This is a genomic window from Labrys neptuniae (assembly GCF_040797145.1).
Lineage (GTDB): Bacteria > Pseudomonadota > Alphaproteobacteria > Rhizobiales > Labraceae > Labrys > Labrys neptuniae.
In genome coordinates this window covers 1,240,599-1,258,083 of record NZ_JBFNQD010000001.1, presented here as the reverse complement: position 1 = coordinate 1,258,083, position 17,485 = coordinate 1,240,599, and the positions used below count along the sequence as shown (strand labels likewise).

At 64.1% G+C, this 17,485-nt stretch carries 17 protein-coding genes and 1 other RNA gene; 13 read left to right on the top strand and 5 right to left on the bottom strand.

What is annotated here, in order from left to right:
* Window positions 1-2 precede the first annotated feature (2 nt).
* Window positions 3-560, bottom strand: a complete 558-nt coding sequence (locus ABXS05_RS06005) for a dihydrofolate reductase family protein (RefSeq protein WP_367623247.1) — start codon at window positions 558-560, stop codon at window positions 3-5.
* A 202-nt stretch (window positions 561-762) separates the two neighbouring features.
* On the opposite strand from ABXS05_RS06005, the gene ABXS05_RS06000 reads away from it, so the two are divergent.
* A complete protein-coding gene (locus ABXS05_RS06000) occupies window positions 763-1,761 on the top strand; it encodes an ArsR/SmtB family transcription factor (RefSeq protein WP_367623246.1) in 999 nt (332 codons plus the stop codon).
* On the top strand, window positions 1,761-2,654 hold the full coding sequence (metF, locus tag ABXS05_RS05995; RefSeq protein WP_311941752.1) for a methylenetetrahydrofolate reductase [NAD(P)H]: 894 nt from the start codon (window positions 1,761-1,763) through the stop codon (window positions 2,652-2,654). The genes ABXS05_RS06000 and metF overlap by 1 nt, the downstream gene beginning before the upstream one ends.
* A gap of 117 nt (window positions 2,655-2,771) precedes the next feature.
* Here metF and ABXS05_RS05990 read toward each other — a convergent pair whose 3' ends face one another.
* From ABXS05_RS05990 to ABXS05_RS05980, 3 genes are all read right to left on the bottom strand, one after another.
* Window positions 2,772-3,578, bottom strand: coding sequence for an AAC(3) family N-acetyltransferase (locus ABXS05_RS05990; RefSeq protein ID WP_367623245.1), 807 nt, complete (start codon window positions 3,576-3,578; stop codon window positions 2,772-2,774).
* A 26-nt stretch (window positions 3,579-3,604) separates the two neighbouring features.
* Window positions 3,605-4,138 (bottom strand): GNAT family N-acetyltransferase, encoded by a 534-nt coding sequence (locus ABXS05_RS05985; protein ID WP_367623244.1) that lies wholly within the window; start codon window positions 4,136-4,138, stop codon window positions 3,605-3,607.
* 228 nt (window positions 4,139-4,366) lie between these two features.
* Window positions 4,367-5,074, bottom strand: a complete 708-nt coding sequence (locus ABXS05_RS05980; RefSeq protein WP_367623243.1) for a B3/B4 domain-containing protein — start codon at window positions 5,072-5,074, stop codon at window positions 4,367-4,369.
* 203 nt (window positions 5,075-5,277) lie between these two features.
* Here ABXS05_RS05980 and ABXS05_RS05975 point away from each other — a divergent pair, with 203 nt between their 5' ends.
* From ABXS05_RS05975 to ABXS05_RS05945, 7 genes are all read left to right on the top strand, one after another.
* Window positions 5,278-6,306: a CorA family divalent cation transporter gene (locus ABXS05_RS05975; protein WP_367623242.1), complete on the top strand. Its 1,029-nt coding sequence runs from the start codon at window positions 5,278-5,280 to the stop codon at window positions 6,304-6,306.
* Window positions 6,307-6,367: 61 nt separating this feature from the next.
* Window positions 6,368-7,123 carry an N-acetylmuramoyl-L-alanine amidase gene (locus ABXS05_RS05970; protein ID WP_367623241.1) on the top strand — a complete coding sequence of 252 codons (756 nt, stop codon included), beginning with the start codon at window positions 6,368-6,370 and terminating at the stop codon, window positions 7,121-7,123.
* A 155-nt stretch (window positions 7,124-7,278) separates the two neighbouring features.
* Window positions 7,279-7,681, top strand: an RNA gene (rnpB, locus tag ABXS05_RS05965) — RNase P RNA component class A.
* 211 nt (window positions 7,682-7,892) lie between these two features.
* On the top strand, window positions 7,893-8,144 hold the full coding sequence (locus tag ABXS05_RS05960; RefSeq protein ID WP_068282064.1) for a GlsB/YeaQ/YmgE family stress response membrane protein: 252 nt from the start codon (window positions 7,893-7,895) through the stop codon (window positions 8,142-8,144).
* A 171-nt stretch (window positions 8,145-8,315) separates the two neighbouring features.
* The gene (locus ABXS05_RS05955) at window positions 8,316-8,498 is read left to right on the top strand and encodes a CsbD family protein (protein WP_068282065.1); all 183 of its coding nucleotides are present in this window, start codon (window positions 8,316-8,318) and stop codon (window positions 8,496-8,498) included.
* A 154-nt stretch (window positions 8,499-8,652) separates the two neighbouring features.
* A complete protein-coding gene (locus tag ABXS05_RS05950; RefSeq protein WP_367623240.1) occupies window positions 8,653-10,182 on the top strand; it encodes a PAS domain S-box protein in 1,530 nt (509 codons plus the stop codon).
* Between the two features lie 147 nt (window positions 10,183-10,329).
* Complete coding sequence (locus tag ABXS05_RS05945) at window positions 10,330-11,160, top strand: transglutaminase-like domain-containing protein (protein WP_311941725.1); 831 nt, start codon at window positions 10,330-10,332, stop codon at window positions 11,158-11,160.
* Window positions 11,161-11,200: 40 nt separating this feature from the next.
* Here the strand turns inward: ABXS05_RS05945 and ABXS05_RS05940 are convergent, their stop codons facing one another.
* Window positions 11,201-12,235, bottom strand: coding sequence for a DUF4424 family protein (locus tag ABXS05_RS05940; protein WP_367623239.1), 1,035 nt, complete (start codon window positions 12,233-12,235; stop codon window positions 11,201-11,203).
* A gap of 251 nt (window positions 12,236-12,486) precedes the next feature.
* Here ABXS05_RS05940 and rsmH point away from each other — a divergent pair, with 251 nt between their 5' ends.
* The 4 genes from rsmH (at window position 12,487) to ABXS05_RS05920 (ending at window position 17,297) form a co-directional block, all read left to right on the top strand.
* On the top strand, window positions 12,487-13,524 hold the full coding sequence (rsmH, locus tag ABXS05_RS05935) for a 16S rRNA (cytosine(1402)-N(4))-methyltransferase RsmH (RefSeq protein ID WP_367623238.1): 1,038 nt from the start codon (window positions 12,487-12,489) through the stop codon (window positions 13,522-13,524).
* On the top strand, window positions 13,521-13,877 hold the full coding sequence (gene ftsL, locus ABXS05_RS05930; protein ID WP_311941718.1) for a cell division protein FtsL: 357 nt from the start codon (window positions 13,521-13,523) through the stop codon (window positions 13,875-13,877). The genes rsmH and ftsL overlap by 4 nt, the downstream gene beginning before the upstream one ends.
* 11 nt (window positions 13,878-13,888) lie before the next feature.
* A complete protein-coding gene (locus ABXS05_RS05925) occupies window positions 13,889-15,694 on the top strand; it encodes a peptidoglycan D,D-transpeptidase FtsI family protein (protein ID WP_367623237.1) in 1,806 nt (601 codons plus the stop codon).
* A 151-nt stretch (window positions 15,695-15,845) separates the two neighbouring features.
* Window positions 15,846-17,297 carry a UDP-N-acetylmuramoyl-L-alanyl-D-glutamate--2,6-diaminopimelate ligase gene (locus ABXS05_RS05920; RefSeq protein WP_367623236.1) on the top strand — a complete coding sequence of 484 codons (1,452 nt, stop codon included), beginning with the start codon at window positions 15,846-15,848 and terminating at the stop codon, window positions 17,295-17,297.
* Window positions 17,298-17,485 lie beyond the last annotated feature (188 nt).

The following is a 17,485-nucleotide window of genomic DNA, read 5'->3' as shown; positions in this document are numbered from 1 at the left end:
TTTCAGCTGGCGGGCGCATAGCGCAGCAAGGTTACGCCCTGGGGCAGGCTTTCATTGCCGAGCGGCTTCAGTCCGAGCGACAGGCCTTGCTGAAAATAGGGCTTGCCGCCGCCCAGGACGATAGGGTGCATATAGAGCCGGTATTCGTCGATGAGGCCCGATCGTGCCAGTTCGGCGGCGAGGGTGGGGCCGGCGACGCTGATCTGGCCATCGCTGTCCGACTTGAGCGAGCGTACCACCGCCATGGCGTCCGAACTTACCAGCCTTGCATTCGGCCCGACCTCCCGCAATGTCGTCGAGAAGACGAGCTTTGGCGTCTCGCGCCAGGCATGGGCAAAATCGATCTCGACCTCGTCAGCGTCCTGCTCGCGCTCGGGACTGTCCCAATAGCGCATCACCTCATACATGTGCCGCCCATAGAGGGAGACCGAAGTCTGTCGCATGAGCTGGTTGAAATGCCGGTGCAACTCGGCCTGGGGGATCGGCAGGCCAAATTCCTGCTGCGGCCCCGCGACATAGCCATCCAGAGACATCAGCATGGCATAGAAAATCGTGGCCATCGGTACCTCCCTCACGCTTCTCCCTACCATGCCCAAACTAATTGCATTATGCAATCGGTTTCGAAGGGGCGAGGGTGAATTAGCCAGTCTACCGGCACAAAAAGTCGGCTGTTCACATTATGACGTCGCTTGTAAAACAAATTCCTTGCGCATTTTAGGAAATGACATAAACATATCTTTATGTGAGAGGTGGTTGCGCGGAATGACGAATTTGGCTCCTTTCGAGACGGTGTTGGGCACGCTCAAGGCGGCGGGCGAGCCGACGCGCCTGCGTCTGCTAGCCATTCTGGCGGAGGGCGAGCTCAACGTCACCGACCTCACCGAGATCCTCGGCCAGTCACAGCCGCGTATTTCGCGTCACCTCAAGCTCCTGGTCGAGGCCGGGCTGGTGGAGCGCATCCGCGAGGGCGCCTGGGCATTCTTCCGCCTGGCCGAAGGGACGATGAAATCCGAGATTTTCGGTGAGATTCTCGCGGGCCTCGACCGCAGCGACCGTATTCTCGCCCGCGACCGCTCCCGCCTCGTCGAGGTGAGGCGCACGCGGGCGGCGGTGGCTGCCGATTATTTCCGCGCCCATGCCGGCGACTGGGATCGCATTCGCGCCCTGCATGCGCCCGACGAGGCGGTCGAGGCGGCGCTGCGCGATGTGGTCGGCAGCCAGCCCATCCAGGCTTTCCTCGACATCGGCACGGGTACCGGGCGTATGCTCGAACTGTTCGCCCCCCTGGCGACCCGGGCCGTCGGCATCGACGCCAGCGCCGAAATGCTGGTGATCGCCAGGGCCAATCTGGAACGCAACGGCATCCGCAACGCGGTGGTGCGGCAGGGTGATCTCTTCGCGCTGTCAGTCGAACCGGGCGCCTATGATCTCATCATCGTGCATCAGGTCCTGCATTATCTCGATGATGGTGCCAAGGCCCTGCGCGAGATCGGGCGGGCCCTGCGCCCGGGTGGCCGGCTGGTCATCGTCGATTTCGCTCCGCACGAACTCGAATTCCTGCGCGAGGATTTTGCGCATCGTCGTCTGGGATTTGCCCGCGAGACCATCGAGCACTGGCTGGAAGCCGCGCATCTGCGGCCGGATGGCTGGCGCCTGGTGGATGCCGGGGAGGGGCCGTCGAGCCTCACCGTATCGATCTGGACCGGGCGTGATCCGCGCCGGGTTTCCGACACTGTCACTCTTGGTCAGGAGGTCGCGTGATGGCTGGTCACGCCTTGCCCTCACACGGCGGTATCCGGGTTTCCTTCGAGTTCTTCCCGCCGAAGAACGCGGAGATGGAGGCCTCCCTGTGGGAGGCGATCGAGCGTCTGGCGCCGCTCGATCCCCTGTTCGCCTCGGTCACCTATGGTGCCGGCGGCACCACCCGCGAGCGCACGCATGGCACGGTGGCGCGCATGGTGCAGGAAACAGATATCCGCCCAGCGGCGCATCTGACCTGCGTCGGGGCCACGCGCGAGGCCATCGACGAGGTGATCCGCGGCTATGCCGAAGCGGGTGTGCGCCACATCGTGGCGCTGCGCGGCGATCCGCCGGCCGGCGTCGGTGCCCGCTACGAACCTCATCCGGGCGGCTATGCCAGTTCGGCTGACCTCGTCGCGGGCATCAAGGCACTGGGCGATTTCGAGGTCTCCGTCTCGGCCTATCCCGAGAAGCACCCCGAAAGCCCGTCGCTCGCCTTCGACATCGATATCCTGAAAGCCAAGGTCGATGCCGGCGCCACGCGCGCCATCACCCAGTTCTTCTTCGACAACGAGCATTATCTGCGCTTCGTCGATCGGGTCCGCGAGGCGGGCATCGATATTCCGATCGTGCCGGGCATCGTGCCGGTGCAGAATTTCAACCAGGTCCGCAACTTCGCCGAGCGCTGCGGGACCGAGGTGCCGCAACGCCTCGCCGATCGTTTCGAGGGCCTGGACAATGATGTTGCCACTCGTAAACTCGTGGCCGCCGCCGTCGCCGCCGAACAGGTCTTCGATCTCGTCGACCGCGGCGTCAGCGATTTTCACTTCTACACCATGAACAAGGCCGACCTGGTCTATGCCATCTGCCATCTGCTCGGCCTCAGGCCGAAGGTGGAAAAAGCGGCGGCTTAGCGGGAGCGCGGACTACTAGTCCGCTCCGGCAAACGAGGTGCGTGCACGACGAAGTGCGGACATCGCGACATGTCTGCATGTCGTTGCGATGTCCGCGCTCCAGGAAGGCTCGGTGCTTCATTCCATGCCACGCCAGCGCGCGACTGTGGCATCGACCGCCTCGCGGACAGGTAGGAGATAGGACCGGGCCGATCCCACGATGCCGCTTTGGGCGATGCCGGTCTCGACGAGATGCCGTCCAGCATCCTCCAGAAGATCCACACGCAGGATCGGTGTCTCGTAGCGCACCCAGCGGCGTTCGCCATCGACCATCAAGGGAGCGCCCTCCTGGATCAAGGCCTGATGCGGCCAGGTTCGGCGTTCGGCCAGATGCAGCACGGTGCAGCTCTCGAAGGTGACCCCGAGCAGGAGCACTCGGGCTTGCAGATCATACAATCTTGCCAGCGGCGAGTTCTCGCCGAAGGGGTCTTCGAGAGGCTGATCGCGAAGGATCGCGCTGGCCTGCGTCCCCCAGGCCGCCAGCGAGCTGGCGGGATGGCTGCTGCGCGACACCCCTGGCCAGGTCCGGAACAATTCGGCGATCCTGCCCATGCCCCGCGTCGGCGTCCGCTTGGGGTCGAAGGCCGGCATCGATTGGCGCACGGGTTCATGCCAGGCTTGCGGGATGGGCGGTGCGCCCCAGTGGACGGGATCGGTGAGGTCTGCCGACATCGCCGGCATGACGAGCGTGCCTGCAGGCGTGATGACGTCGCAAAGCGCCTGGATCACCGCCGTTTCGGCGCCATTGACCCAGCCGAGCGCCTTGAGGGAACTGTGCACGAGCAAGGTTTCGCCGGCCCTGACCCCCAGCGTCCGCAGGTCGGCGGCAAGGCTTTCCCGCGTTCTCGGCATCGCGCTTTGCCGGATGATGCTTGCCTCGGTCATGATGTCCTCGGGGACAGGGCGCGGGGTCAACCCCGCAACCGTGCCATCAAATGGGCATCCGCGAACGCCCCGGCCCGGAATGCGTAATTGTGCAGGAACCCCTCCTGCTCGAAACCGAACCGTTCGTAAAGGCGTATGGCCCGCAGATTGTCGGCAAAGACCGTCAGTTCGAGACGTTCGATCCTCAGCCATTGATCGGCCGCGTCGATGATCTCCCGCAGCAGCGCGGTGCCGATACCTTTGCCGCGATGGTCGTCGTGGACACCCATGCCAAGTCCTGCTGCATGGCTCCGCCGGCCGCCATAGCGGTCCAGGCCGGCATTGCCGACGACAATGCCGTCGAGGACGGCGACGAGATTGAAGGCCTCGGCCCCCTGGCCTTCCAGCCAGCGCCGAGCCAGTTCCGGCTTCTGATAGGGCAGGCGAAGGGTACCGGCCCGATAGCCGGGAAGATTGGCGAGCGCGGTGATCGCGTCGACATCCTCCAGACGCGTGGCACGTATCGACAACCCCGGCGGTGCGGGCCGGGAATCGGAGGGATGGTATAGGGCTGGGGACATGGTCACTCTCCTTTTTGCGGGAGAGCCGGGCTGCCATGGACCCTGCTCGCCTCGCAGGGTTCATGGGTCGATCGTATCGCGCTTACGGCAATACCTTTCCCGTGCCCCTAGGCAGGTGCGTGGCGGGATGCATGCAGGTGATGCGCTTTGCGTTCATGCGTCGACACTAGGTCATTGGTTCGAGATCGGCAAGATCACGAGAACACCCTGCGAAAAGGCATTCGTCGCTCAACCCGGCGTAACCGTGGGATTGCTCCTGTCGGCATAGGCGATCGAGACCTTTGCGCCGCAATCGGTAGTGAGCCAGCCGGCGAGATGATTGGCGGCCTCCTCCAATTCGCCCCAGCCATTGGCCTGAACCGTCACCAGCGCCCGCCGGGTTTGCGGCGTGATGGCCGAGCGCATGTCCTGGCGCCAGTTCCAGCGGCGGCACAGCACATGCCTCGTATCGGCGAGCACCACCTCGCCATCCTTGGGCGGGTCGTTGGGATCCTCGCCGGCTTCGGCCCCCATGTCGAGAAAGCTGTCGCCGGGGCGCGAGAAGCGGAAGGCGACCGGTGGCGCGATCCTGTCGAGATCGTCGGCGCCGATGCAAAAGCCATGCTGCAGCGAGATCGTGTTGTAGATGTCGACGAAATTGTTGATGGCGGGCAGGCGATCGCCGGCCAGCACGCGCTTGATCAGCCGCTCGACCGAGGAGCGATAGCTGGTCTTCTTGATGCCGAAACCCTTATAGGCGCTGCGCCAGGCGGCGACGCCCGGGATGGCGGAAAGTTCCAGCCCTGCATGCTGGCTGCGGCAGGCGGCTTCCGAGGCCAGGATGGCCGTATCGAGATGGCCGGGGCGTCCGGTGGCGACAACCAGATCTTCGGCCACGAGGACAGCGACGCGGAAATCGGGAAAACGCTCGGTCAGTTCGGCAATGGTCAACTGCATGGGCATATCGCTTGCGGGAAGAAGAGGGGGAGGCCGGCTGGAACAGCACGGGCGTCAGAAAGGAATCATCATGCTTTTGATTGATCTTGCCACCGGATCGCGAATGGATAAGGTGAATCCGGCCGGCTGGGCAAGCTTTTGTGCGGGTTGGGCTTTTCGGTTTCGTCGGGAGGCCCTGCGCGCTCGGATTGTGGTGAGGCCGCATGGAAACGGTCAACGCGCCGATGGCAAGCTATGGTATCGAACCGGGGCTGCGCTTTGCGCTCCTGCTCGATGGGAAGGGCGGCTGCTGCCAACTCGACATGGCGCAGTCGAGGGCCTGGAAACCCGGAGACGGTGTGCTCTGGCTGCACCTGGAGCGTGATCATCCCGCGGCGGCCGACTGGGTGCACACCCGAGGCGATTTCGATCCGGTGGTCGCCGACGCCCTCCTGGAAGAGGAAACGCGTCCGCGTGTGGAACCGGTCGATGACGGTCTGCTCATCATCCTGCGCGGCGTCTGCGCGACTTCGCCCGAGGAGGGGGAAGAGAAGCCTGCCGACATCGACCTGGTACCGCTGCATCTATGGGTCGATGGCGATCGCGTGATTTCCCTGCGTGACAAGGGTCACTATGTCACCGCTCTGCGCGACATCCGCAAGGCGCTGCACAAGGGCAAGGGGCCGAGTCATTCCGGCGATCTCCTGGCGATGATCGGCGACAAGCTGGTGCGTGACCTTGAGCCGGTGCTCGATGCCATGGACGAGGAGGTCGACGAACTCGACGATCTGATCTTCCAGGGCGATGCCGGCGAGGTGCGCGAGCGCCTGAAGCTGCTCAGGCGACGCGCCGTGCAGCTGCGCCGCTATCTCGCCCCCCAACGCGATGCGCTCAATCGCATGGAGCATGACGACGCGCCGTGGTTGAATGAACGCGACAAGCTGCGCCTGCGCGAGGTGATCGACAAGCTGATGCGCTTCATCGAATATCTCGATGCGATCCGGGACCGGACCGGCATCCTGCATGACGATCTTTCCACCGTGATCGGCGAGCGCATCGCCCATAATTCCAATCGCCTTGCCGCCCTTGCCGCGCTGCTGCTGCCGCCCAGCGTGGTGGCCGGCCTGTTCGGCATGAATGTCGGCGGCATTCCCGGCGTCGACAAGGGCTGGGCCTTTGCGACCATCGTGGGCTTCGTTACCGTCACTTCGATCGTCACACTATGGGTTCTCAAGCGCATCAACTGGCTGTAAGGGGTTTTGCTGCCGACACAGCGGATCGGCCGTTCCATCCGCCGCATCAAAAAGACCGCCCTTGCAACTCGATTCATCCCTCGCCAGCCATGCCGTCGCCTCGCCCAATCACGGCGAGCGCCTCGATCCCGTGTCGCCAGCTCTCTTGATCCTGCATTATACCGGCATGCCCGATGGCGCGTTGGCGCTGGCCCGGCTGTCCGATCCGGCTTCGCAGGTTTCCTGCCACTATCTGGTCGATGAGGACGGGCGGATCGTCCAGATGGTGCCGGAGACTCGCCGGGCCTGGCATGCCGGCCAGGCGAGCTGGGAGGGGATGGCCGACATCAATTCCCGTTCCATCGGCATCGAGATCGTCAATCCCGGCCATGAATGGGGCTATCGGGATTTTCCCGCCGTGCAGATGACGGCGGTCAAGGCCCTATGCCGCGATATTGTCAGCCGCCACGCTATTCGCCCTTATCACGTACTCGGGCATTCGGATATTGCACCCCTGCGCAAGACCGATCCCGGCGAGCGCTTCGACTGGGCAGGTCTGGCCGGAGAAGGGGTCGGCCTTCACGTAGAGCCTGCCGCCATCCAGGGAGGGCGTTTTTTCTCCGCCGGCGAGGCCGGGCAACCCATCGAGGCGCTGCAGGCGATGTTCTCGCTCTATGGTTACGGCATCGAGGTGAACGGGATCTACGACACGCTCACCGAGGCGGTGGTGACGGCCTTCCAGCGCCATTTTCGCCAGGCCAGGGTCGACGGCGTCTGCGACGCTTCCACCATCGAAACCCTGCGCAGCCTCATCCTGGCGAAGCAGGCGATGATGTGACTTTTCGCACAGCGTGCCGGTCCGGCCGGCGCTAATGTCATTGGCGAATGGTTCTCCCATTTCCTCCCAAAGACACAACTTCCGGCGTCCATCCTATCGGTGGGCGCCGGTTTTCTTTGTTGACGCCGCTGACGCTTGGCGTCACACAGGCGCGGCTAGCTGGCCGGGCGGCCGCTGTTGCCAGGTCTCGACCTGGGAATGGAGGAAAGTCCGGGCTCCACGGAAATAGGGTGCCGGTTAATGGCCGGCGGGGGCGACCTCAGGGAAAGCGCCACAGAAAGCAAACCGCCTCGGCAGGCTCGCTTGCCGAGGTAAGGGTGAAAGGGTGCGGTAAGAGCGCACCGCGCGGCCGGTAACGGCAGCGGCATGGCAAGCCCCACCCGGAGCAAGACCGAATAGGGACGGCCGCGGCGGTCTTCGGACGCGCCGGAGCGCATTTCCGCGCTGCCGTCCGGGTTGGTTGCGTTGAGGTCACCGGTGACGGTGGCCCCAGATGAATGGTCGCCACGTCCGCGCAAGCGGGCCATACAGAACCCGGCTTACAGGCCAGCTAGCCTTGCCTTTCCTGCAGATGAAGCGATCCGGCCTTGAGCCCGGCCGTTCTTGTTTTTGTCACCGAACGCCGCCACATTGCAGCCGGGTGACTTCCCCAGCGGGTATGATTCCGATTCAGGGAGGCGCTGCAGTCAGTTGAAATCGCGCGGAATTCGGGAACGAGCCGCCTGTGGCGGTCCGGCGAGTTTCTGCGGACTTCGAACCGGGTAACATCATGGGTATCGTCTGGACCATCCTTATCGGCTTCATCGTTGGCCTGATCGCGCGTTTCCTCTCGCCGGGCCAGCACAATCCCAGCGGCTTCATCCTCACCACGGTGCTTGGCGTGGTCGGTGCCGCACTGGCAACCTGGCTCGGACAGCAGATCGGCTGGTACACGATCGGCGAAAAGGCGGGCTTCATCGGCGCCGTCGTCGGGGCTGTCATCGTGCTGCTGGTCTGGCGGGCCTTTGCCCGCAGTGCGTGAGTTTCCGAAGCCTTCGCCCCGGCCCTATCGACAATTGGCCTTGCCGCTCCTGATACAGATGGATCAGGCCGCTTGATGCCATGGCGTCTTTCGCGATTGCGCGCGACATGCGGCAATCGGAAAGGTAGCCGGACGCAGGCGCGCCGGCCGTGGCAACTCAGGAGGACGGACATGGACAAGGATCGCGTCGAAGGGGCCGCAAAGCAGGTCAAGGGCACCATCAAGGAGGCCGTCGGCAAGGTGACTGGCGATACAAAGACCCAGGCCGAGGGCAAGGCCGAAAAGCTGGCGGGCAAGGTCCAGAATGCGGTGGGCGGCGCCAAGGATGCGGCGCGGGATGCGCTGAAGAAATGAGAAGGGCGGGGAGCGCCGCAACGCGCTCCCCCGCAGCAGTCATTTAGGCGCCTGCCAGCAGGCGCCGTTCCTTTCGCCCCATACCTTTCCGGACTATGGTTCCGCCTACAAGAAGTGGCGTGCCGCGGCTCTTGCCGGCAAGTGGGAACGGGTTATGGCGAACGAGGTTCCGGATGTGAACATCCTGCGGCGACAGGTGGACCGACGGCAGCTCCAGGAGATCATTGCAGGGCTGGCCGAAGGCATCTTGCTGATCGATCCTGCCGGGGGGATCGTCTGGGCCAATGAGAGAGCACTCGACCTGCATGATGCCGAAGAACTGGCCGCATTGGGCAGGACGCCGGCTGAATATCGGCAGACCTATCTGCTGAAATACCGCAACAACCACGCGCTGGCTCCCGAACAATATCCGCTGGATCGCCTCCTGGCGGGAGAGGTGTTCGAGGATGTGGTCGTCGAAGTCGTCAAGGCGGCGCCGCCCAAAGGGAAAGAGGGATGGCGCAGCATCCATCAGCTCCGGGGACTGGCTCTTGCCGATTCCGCCGGCGATCCTGAATCCTATGTCCTGGTCATCCAGGATCTGACCGAGCGTTTTACGGCGGAGGAGCGCTTCGAGCGTACTTTTGCGGCTAACCCTGCGCCGGCGATCATCTGCCGGCTGGCCGATCTGCGTTATGTGAAGGTCAATCACGGTTTCCTGGAAATGACCGGCTACAAGCGCGAGGAGGTCCTCGGCCGCTCCACCTATGAAATCGACGTGCTGGAGAATGCCGCCGGTCGGGACAGCGCCATCGCTGCCCTGCGCGAAGGGCGCACGATTCCGCAGACCGAGGCCACCCTGCGCATGGCCGACGGTGAGCCGAAGTTGGTCATCGTTGCCGGGCAGCCCATCGAGGTTGGCGAGGAGCCCTGCATGCTCTTTACCTTCATGGACATGGAGCCGCGCAGGCGGGCCGAACTGGCCTTGCGACAGAGCGAGGAGCGCTTCTCCCGGGCCTTTCGCATGACCCCCGTGCCGACCATTGTGATGGCCCGCAAGGATTTCCGCGTACTGGACGTCAACGAGGCCTTCGCCGTGGTGCTGGGCTATGCGCCTGATGAGGTGATCGACAAGCCCATAGCTCTGGTGCCGATCTGGTCTTCGAGTGCATCGTGGCGGCAGCTCGAACGGGACATCGAAAGCGATGGAACCCTGCGCAACAGGGAATTCGAGCTGCGCAGCCGGCACGGCGAAAGCCTGGATTGCCTGGTCTCGGCCGAGACCGTCGGCATCCAGGGCCAGGATTGCGTGCTGATCGTCCTGCAGGACATTACCGATCGCAAGCGATCGGAAGTCGAGCTGATGTCCGCGATCGAGGCTGTGATGCAGGATACCTCATGGTTCAGCCGCACCGTGATCGAGAAACTGGCCAATCTGCGCGACGGAGGAGCGTCGAATGGAGCTTCCACGGAACTCGCCGACCTGACTCCGAGGGAGTTGGAAGTGCTCGGCCTGCTTTGCCAGGGGCTGAGTGATGCTCAGATCGTCAAGGCCCTGAAGCTCACCCGCAATACGGTGCGCAACCACGTTGCGCGCATCTATGGCAAGGCTGGCGTGCACAGCCGGGCTGCCGCGGTGGTGTGGGCGCGCGAGCGCGGATTTACCGGGGCTTCGCAAAGGGCTGCACCGCGCCGCTTGAGCTGAAGTGACCTGATGCATCCATACTAGCAACGCTGATATAGCGGCTTCTATTGCTGTCGGTTCCCTGGCGCTAGCCTGCAATCCTCGGCGTGCCGCCACCTCTCCAGCGGGACGAGGATGCAGGCCGGCGCCGCTCATGGGAAAGCCAAGATGCATATCCGCTACGGTTTCGATATCGAGATGCAGTTCTCGCAACCGACCACGCTGATCACCGTCCTCGATGTTCATCCATCGCGGCGCGGCGATATCGTCCGCGAGCAGGACCTCTCTGCCTTGTCGAACCATCCGACCCAGGCCCATATCGACAGTTTCGGCAATCTCAGTCGGCGCATCCATGTCGAGGATGGTTTCCTGCATCTGCATTGCGATGGCATCATCCGCGACAGTGGCGAGCCCGACAAAGCGGTGCAGAGAGCGAGAATCCTGCCCATCATGGCCCTGCCGAAGGAAGCGCTGATCTATCTGCAGGGCAGCCGCTATTGCGAAACCGATCTCCTGGCCGATTTCGCCTGGAAGCATTTTGGAGAGATAACCGATGGCTGGCAGCGGGTTCAGGCCGTCACGGACTTCGTCCATTCGCATCTGAGCTTTGGCTACGAGCATGCCAGCGCGACGCGCTCGGCCCTGCAGGCCTTGGAGCAGAAGGTCGGCGTATGCCGCGACTTCGCCCATCTGGCGGTTGCGCTGTGCCGCTGCCTCAACATTCCGGCGCGCTACTGCAATGGCTATCTCGGCGACATCGGCGTGCCTGCCGATCCCGCCGCCATGGATTTCAGCGCCTGGTTCCAGGCCTATCTCGGCGGGGAATGGTACAGCTTCGACCCACGCCACAACCAGCGCCGGATCGGCCGGATCCTGATCGGTTGTGGCCGCGATGCCGCTGACGTCCCGATGATCAGTTCCTTCGGCCGCCACAGCCTGAGCAAATTCGAGGTTGTGACCGAGCTGGCCGCGGAAGAGCAGGAAGCCGCGAGTGCATAGCGGCAGCGCTCTCGGCTGAAAAGCGTGATCCGCAAGGAGTTTATGGTGCGACGTTCTTGTCGAGAATCAGGATGTCGATATTGCGGTCCGGCGCGTAATTGTTGCGCTTGAGCTCGTAGCGGGTGCTGCTGACCTTCTTGGCGCCGTCTGCACAGAAGGAGACCAGATTGTCGGGAAAGGCCTTGTCGATGACCAGGCCGAATCGGCCGGCAGGGCCGGACCAGCGGCCGCCACCGATAAAGGCATAGCCGAAATAGGTCTGGCGGGTCTTGGGTGCCTGTGCGGTCTCACCCGGCTGCGGCTTGGCTGCGGTGAGGCGCTTGGTCAAGGCATCGGCTGCGCGCAGGAAGCCCTCATTGACGCAGTATTTCTTCTGATATTGCGTCAGGGACTCGCCTGTCAGGTTGGCGCGGTCGAAATAGAGGCCGGCTGCCGAGCCCACGCTCGGCGTGTAGCTGTATTGCAGGATGATCTCCTTGCCGGCCGCCAGAACCTGCTGGCGGACGATCCTCGACCGCAGGGTCCAGAGCGGGACCCAGTTTTCGCCCGCCTGCTCGATGTAGCCCGGCGTGCTCAGCTTGGCTCGGTCTTCGCTGCTCAGGCGCTTGAGGGCCTCGGCCGTCGTCGTGCCGGCGGGTAGCAGCGGTATGTTCATGCCCTTGAGCAGATCGGTGATTTCGCTCTCCTTGCCGCCGTCGGCCGTGAAGAAGGCATGCTGTTCCACATTCGTCTCGACCGATTTGCCGGCGGCCCTGGCCTGGACATTCAGGAAATTCGGTGATGCCGGATTGGGAATGGCCAGATCGAGATCGGTTTCGCCGGTCACCTCGGGCAAGGGGAAGGCGACGGTCAGCGTCAGGTCCTGGCTGGCCTTGTTGAGAAAGCGATAGGCAGCCCGGACCTGCCTGGTCGAGAGGAAGATGTCCTCCGCCTTCAATTCGAGCTGGTCCGCCGGCTCGACGATCAGCCCGCCGGCATCGAGATTGGCAAGGCTCTCCTCGGCCGAGACACCCGTCATGGGTAGCGTGAGGGTCAGGGCTGCAGCGCAATAGAGCGCTTTGGCGGGTCGGGGCATCGGCTGCGAATCTCCACACCGTCGAAACGGTTCGGCGGCGATAGTGCCCGCCTTTGCGGCAGTGCGAAAGAGGCAGGGAGAGAAGGCAGCGGCTCAACTGCTTGGCGAGGATGATGACGTAACGGAATTTTCAAGGGACGAGCCGGGCTCCACGAACCCTTCATTAACCTTTCATGGGCGTTAATGGGATTGGAGAAATCTGCCCGATTTGCGGGCCGGTTCCGCCTGTAATTCCTGCCTTTGAGAGTTCGATGCCCGCTTCCTCCGCAACCGCCAACGATGCCGCCCGGCATGTGCCGGTGATGCTCGCCGAGGTGCTGAAGGCGCTCGAGCCCAGGGCAAACGAGCGCTTCATCGACGGCACCTTCGGGGCAGGGGGGTATACGCGCGCCATCCTGGCGGCCGCGCCCGACGTGCAGGTGCTCGCCATCGATCGCGACCGCAATGCCATCACCGACGGCATGGCGCTGGTGTCCGAAATGCAGGGACGCCTGACTTTGGTCGAGGACCGTTTCTCCCATCTCGACAAGCTCGCTCCCATGCTGGGCGAGGGCGGCGTCGATGGGGTGGTGCTGGACATCGGGGTGTCCTCGATGCAGCTCGACGAAGCCGACCGCGGCTTTTCCTTTCGCAGGGACGGGCCGCTCGACATGCGCATGTCGCGCGAGGGCTCGCATGCCGGGCTGAGTGCCGCCGATCTCGTGGCGCAATTGCCCGAAGAGGCGCTGGCGCGCATCTTCCAGGTGCTGGGCGAGGAGCGCCGGGCCCATGCGTTGGCCCGCGCCATCGTCACCGACCGACAGAAGGAACCCTTTCTCACCACCATGCAACTGGCGGATCTGTGTGGCCGGGTGATCCGTTCCAAGCCCGGCGACATTCATCCCGCAACCCGTGCCTTCCAGGCCCTGCGCATTGCCGTCAATGGCGAGCTCGACGAGCTCGGCCAGGCTTTGCTGGCCGCCGAGAGGGCACTCAAGCCCGGTGGGCGCTTGGTGGTGGTGACCTTCCATTCGCTCGAGGACCGCATCGTCAAGACCTTCTTCGCCGACCGTACCCGCAGCCAGGCCGGCGGTTCGCGCCATCAGCCGGTGGCGGCGGTGCCACCCCCGACCTTCGTTCAGACCCATCGGGGGGCGCTGGCGGCGAGCGAGGCGGAAGCCGAGCTCAATCCCCGCGCCCGTTCCGCCAAGCTGCGCTTCGCTGTCCGCAGCGAGGCTCCCGCTCGTGACACCGGCACCAGTTTCCTCGGATTGCCTGAGGTAAGTCTTCAATCCGGGAGAGGCCGTTGACCCGTATTCTCAATCTCATCCTGGTCGGCCTGCTGGTGGCTTCGGCCATCGGCGTCTATTCGATCAAGTATGAATCGACCCTGCAGGCCGAGAAGGTGGCGAAACTCCGCCGCTCCATCGAGACCGAACGCCGGGCCATCGAATCGCTCAAGGCCGAATGGGCCTATATGAGCCAGCCCGATCGTATCGGCGCATTGGCCAAGCGCCATCTCGACCTCGTGCCGATGAAGGTCGTCCAGTCCGTCGATGTCGCCGATCTGCCCGAAAAAGCGCGTGAAGGCGATCTGATTGCCGAAAAACTCGAAGGGCTCGGCCTGGCCGGGGCGCCGCAAGTCACAGGATCGACCCCATGAGTGAGGGGAACATGAGCGACGGGACCATCGTGGATAATCCGGCAAGCACGCCGGTGCCGGAAACCGGCGCGAACCCTGATGCCACCAGCCCCGCCAAGGCGCCGCCTCGGCGCCTGTCCAAGCTCGAGAAGAGCGCTGGGCGCATCGTGCTGATCGTGGTGGGGTTCGTCTGCATCTACATGGCGATCATGGCGCGGCTTACCCAGTTCGGCACCGCTCCCGACCAGCAATATGATGCACGCCGCTCGGCGGCCGACCAGTTGGCGGCGGCTCGCCCCGATATCCTCGACCGCAACGGACGGATCCTGGCGACCGACGTGCAGGTGCCCTCGCTCTATGCCGAGCCGAAGAAGATCATCGACGTCGACGAGGCGACCGAGCTGCTCACCGCCCAGATGCCGGAGCTCGATGCTCGCGACCTCAGGGCCAAGCTCGCCTCCGGCAAGGGCTTCATCTGGCTCAAGCGCGAGATCACGCCCGAGCAGCGCAACCGTATCTACGCCCTTGGCCTTCCCGGCATCGGCTTCATCAACGAGAACAAGCGCATCTACCCCAACGGGCCGACGGTGAGCCACGTATTGGGCGCCGTCAACATCGACAACCAGGGCATTGCGGGCCTGGAGAAATATATCGACAACAAGCGCGGCCTCTCCGAACTGCAGGCGCTCGGCTATGCCTCGACCTCCGATGCGATGAAGCCGGTGCAGACCTCGATCGATCTGCGCGCCCAGGCGGTGATGCGCGACGAGCTCATCGCCGGCATGGAGCATTTCAAGGCCAAGGCCGCGGGCGGTGTCATCATGGACGTGACCACCGGCGAGATGATCTCGCTGGTGTCGTTGCCTGATTTCGATCCCAACAATCCCGCCGATGCCCTCGATCCCAACCGGATCAACCGCATCAATGTCGGCACCTATGAAATGGGCTCGACCTTCAAGGCGCTGACGCTGGCCATGGCGATCGAATCGGGCCGCTTCACCACCAATTCCATGCTGGATGCCCGAGCCGGCAGCGTCACCATCGGGCGCTGGACCATTCGCGACTACCATCCGCAGCGCCGCATGCTGAGCCTGCCGGAAGTGTTCACCTATTCGTCCAATATCGGCGTCATCCGCATGGCGCTGGGCCTCGGCGTGCCCGCCCATCAGGCCTTCCTGCGCCAGATGGGCCAACTCGACCGCCTGGTGACGGAGCTGCCCGAAAACGCCGCGCCGATTCTGCCGCGGCGCTGGGGTACGCTGAACTCGGCCACCATCGCCTTCGGCCAGGGCATCACCGTTGCGCCCCTGCAGGCAATCATGGCGGTCGGCGCGATGATGAATGGCGGCCATCTGATGAAGCCGACCTTCATCAAGCGCAACCAGGACGAAGCCCTGGCCTTGTCCAAGACGGTGCTCAAGCCGCATACCTCGGACGTGATGCGCTACATCATGCGCCTCAACGCCACCAATGGCTCGGCCAAGAAGGTCGACATCTTCGGCTACCAGGTCGGCGGCAAGACCGGTACGGCCGAAAAGCTGATCGGCGGGCGCTACAACAAGAACCTGAACTTCACCACCTTCATGGCGGTGTTTCCCTTCGACAAGCCGAAATATCTGATCACCGTGCTCTATGACGAGCCCAAGGGCCTGCCCGAGACCTATGGCTACTCCACGGCCGCCTGGAACGCCGGCGTCACCACCGGCAAGATCCTGGAGCGTGTCGGTCCGCTGCTCGGCGTCAAACCCCGCTTCATGGAGGTTCCCAATCCGGTCCCGCCGCTCTACGCGCCCAAGGACCAGCTCAACCAGAGCATGGCGTGGCTGGCGGCTCGATAGGCCATTCGATGGGCGGGTCACAAGATCCGCCCATTGCAGTTCGGTCGATGCATGGCCGGGATGCATCGATCGGCCATTGAAACTGCATTGCCAATCCTCATAGGCACTCTAATAAAGCCGCCGATTCCGAATCGCCGAAAACAGGACGTTCATGACCAAGCGCCTCGCCGACATCGTTTCCGAAGGCTCCCTTGCCGCCGATGCCCGCGCGCTCGAGGTCACGGGGATCACAGCCGATTCCCGCGCGGTGAAGCCCGGCTTCGTCTTCGTCGCCATTCCCGGCACCAAGAGCGACGGCGCCACCTATGTCCCGCAGGCCATCGCCGCCGGTGCGGTGGCGATCGTCTCCGAAGCCGCGATCGACGTGCCTGCGCCTGTCGCACTGATCAGGGTCGACAATGCCCGCAAGGCTCTGAGCGAGATCGCGGCAGCCTTCTATGATCGCCAGCCGGCAACCATCATTGCCGTCACCGGTACCAGCGGCAAGACGTCGGTCGCCGCCTTCGTGCGACAGATCTGGGCCAGGCTCGGTCATCAATCGGCGTCGATCGGTACCGTCGGCGTCGTGGCGCCCTGGGGCGAGACCTATGGTTCCCTCACCACGCCGGATCCGGTCGAGCTGCACCGTCTGATCGACGAACTCGCGGGCCGGGGTATCACCCATCTCGCCATGGAGGCCTCCTCGCACGGCCTCGATCAGTTCCGGCTCGATGGCGTGCGCCTTGCTGCCGGCGGTTTCACCAATCTGTCGCGCGATCATCTCGATTATCACGCGAGTTTCGAAGCCTATCTCGAAGCCAAGCTGCGCCTGTTCCGCGACCTTCTGCCCGCCGGCGCAGGGGCCGTCGTGGCAGCCGATCATGCCGAGGCCGGCGCCGTGCTGGCTGCCGCACGCCAGAAGGGCCTGCGTATCCTCAGCGTCGGTGAGACGGGCGAGGGCATCCGCCTGAAATCGGTCGAGATCGAGGGCTTCATCCAGCATCTCGAACTCGACTATCAGGGCCGGGCCTATCGGGTCAGGCTGCCGCTCGCCGGACGCTTCCAGGTGGAGAACGCCCTGGTCGCCGCGGGCCTCTGCCTCTCGACCGGCGGCGAGCCGGATGCGGTGTTCGCTGCCCTCGAGCACCTCGAGGGCGCCAAGGGCCGCCTCGATCTCGTCGGTACCGTCGAGGGAGCTCCGGTGCTCGTCGACTACGCCCACAAGCCCGATGCGCTCGAGAAAGCGCTGGAGGCCTTGCGCCCCTTCGCGCAGGGCAGGCTGGTGGTGATCTTCGGCTGCGGCGGCGATCGCGATGCCGGCAAGCGTCCGATCATGGGCGAGATCGCCACGAGGTTGGCCGACAAGGTCATCGTCACCGACGACAATCCCCGCAGCGAGGATCCCGCCGCCATCCGAGCGGCCATCATGGCGGCTGCACCCGATGCGATCGAGATCGGCGACCGGCGCCAGGCGATCGAGACGGCCGTCGCAGAGCTGGCGCGGGGCGACGTGCTGCTGATCGCCGGCAAGGGGCACGAGCCGGGCCAGATCGTCGGCAAGACTGTATTGCCTTTCTCCGATCACGACGTCGCCCGCGAGGCGATCGCGGCGAGGGCCGGATGATGGACGGTTTGGTGCGACATGGCATCCTGGGATCGCAGGCGTCCTCGCCTGCTCTCCTCACCCGCCAGCGGCGACGCTTCCAAGAGCAGGCGAGGATGCCTGCGATCCCAGGGCGAGGCGATCGCCATACGGGCTGGTATCAGCGACGCAAATCCCGGGACAAATTACGGCTAGAATTACCGACGAAA

Bases quoted from the DNA above. Each gene is read 5' to 3' on its own strand.
- ABXS05_RS05920 (WP_367623236.1), top strand. From the start codon at position 15,846: ATGACCAAGCGCCTCGCCGACATCGTTTCCGAAGGCTCCCTTGCCGCC.
- ABXS05_RS05960 (WP_068282064.1), top strand. From the start codon at position 7,893: ATGGGTATCGTCTGGACCATCCTTATCGGCTTCATCGTTGGCCTGATC.
- ABXS05_RS05980 (WP_367623243.1), bottom strand. From the start codon at position 5,074: ATGCAGTTGACCATTGCCGAACTGACCGAGCGTTTTCCCGATTTCCGC.
- ABXS05_RS05950 (WP_367623240.1), top strand. From the start codon at position 8,653: ATGGCGAACGAGGTTCCGGATGTGAACATCCTGCGGCGACAGGTGGAC.
- ABXS05_RS05990 (WP_367623245.1), bottom strand. From the start codon at position 3,578: ATGACCGAGGCAAGCATCATCCGGCAAAGCGCGATGCCGAGAACGCGG.
- ABXS05_RS05985 (WP_367623244.1), bottom strand. From the start codon at position 4,138: ATGTCCCCAGCCCTATACCATCCCTCCGATTCCCGGCCCGCACCGCCG.
- ABXS05_RS06005 (WP_367623247.1), bottom strand. From the start codon at position 560: ATGGCCACGATTTTCTATGCCATGCTGATGTCTCTGGATGGCTATGTC.
- rsmH (WP_367623238.1), top strand. From the start codon at position 12,487: ATGCCCGCTTCCTCCGCAACCGCCAACGATGCCGCCCGGCATGTGCCG.
- ABXS05_RS06000 (WP_367623246.1), top strand. From the start codon at position 763: ATGACGAATTTGGCTCCTTTCGAGACGGTGTTGGGCACGCTCAAGGCG.
- metF (WP_311941752.1), top strand. From the start codon at position 1,761: ATGGCTGGTCACGCCTTGCCCTCACACGGCGGTATCCGGGTTTCCTTC.
- ABXS05_RS05925 (WP_367623237.1), top strand. From the start codon at position 13,889: ATGAGCGACGGGACCATCGTGGATAATCCGGCAAGCACGCCGGTGCCG.
- ABXS05_RS05955 (WP_068282065.1), top strand. From the start codon at position 8,316: ATGGACAAGGATCGCGTCGAAGGGGCCGCAAAGCAGGTCAAGGGCACC.
- ABXS05_RS05975 (WP_367623242.1), top strand. From the start codon at position 5,278: ATGGAAACGGTCAACGCGCCGATGGCAAGCTATGGTATCGAACCGGGG.
- ABXS05_RS05940 (WP_367623239.1), bottom strand. From the start codon at position 12,235: ATGCCCCGACCCGCCAAAGCGCTCTATTGCGCTGCAGCCCTGACCCTC.
- ABXS05_RS05945 (WP_311941725.1), top strand. From the start codon at position 10,330: ATGCATATCCGCTACGGTTTCGATATCGAGATGCAGTTCTCGCAACCG.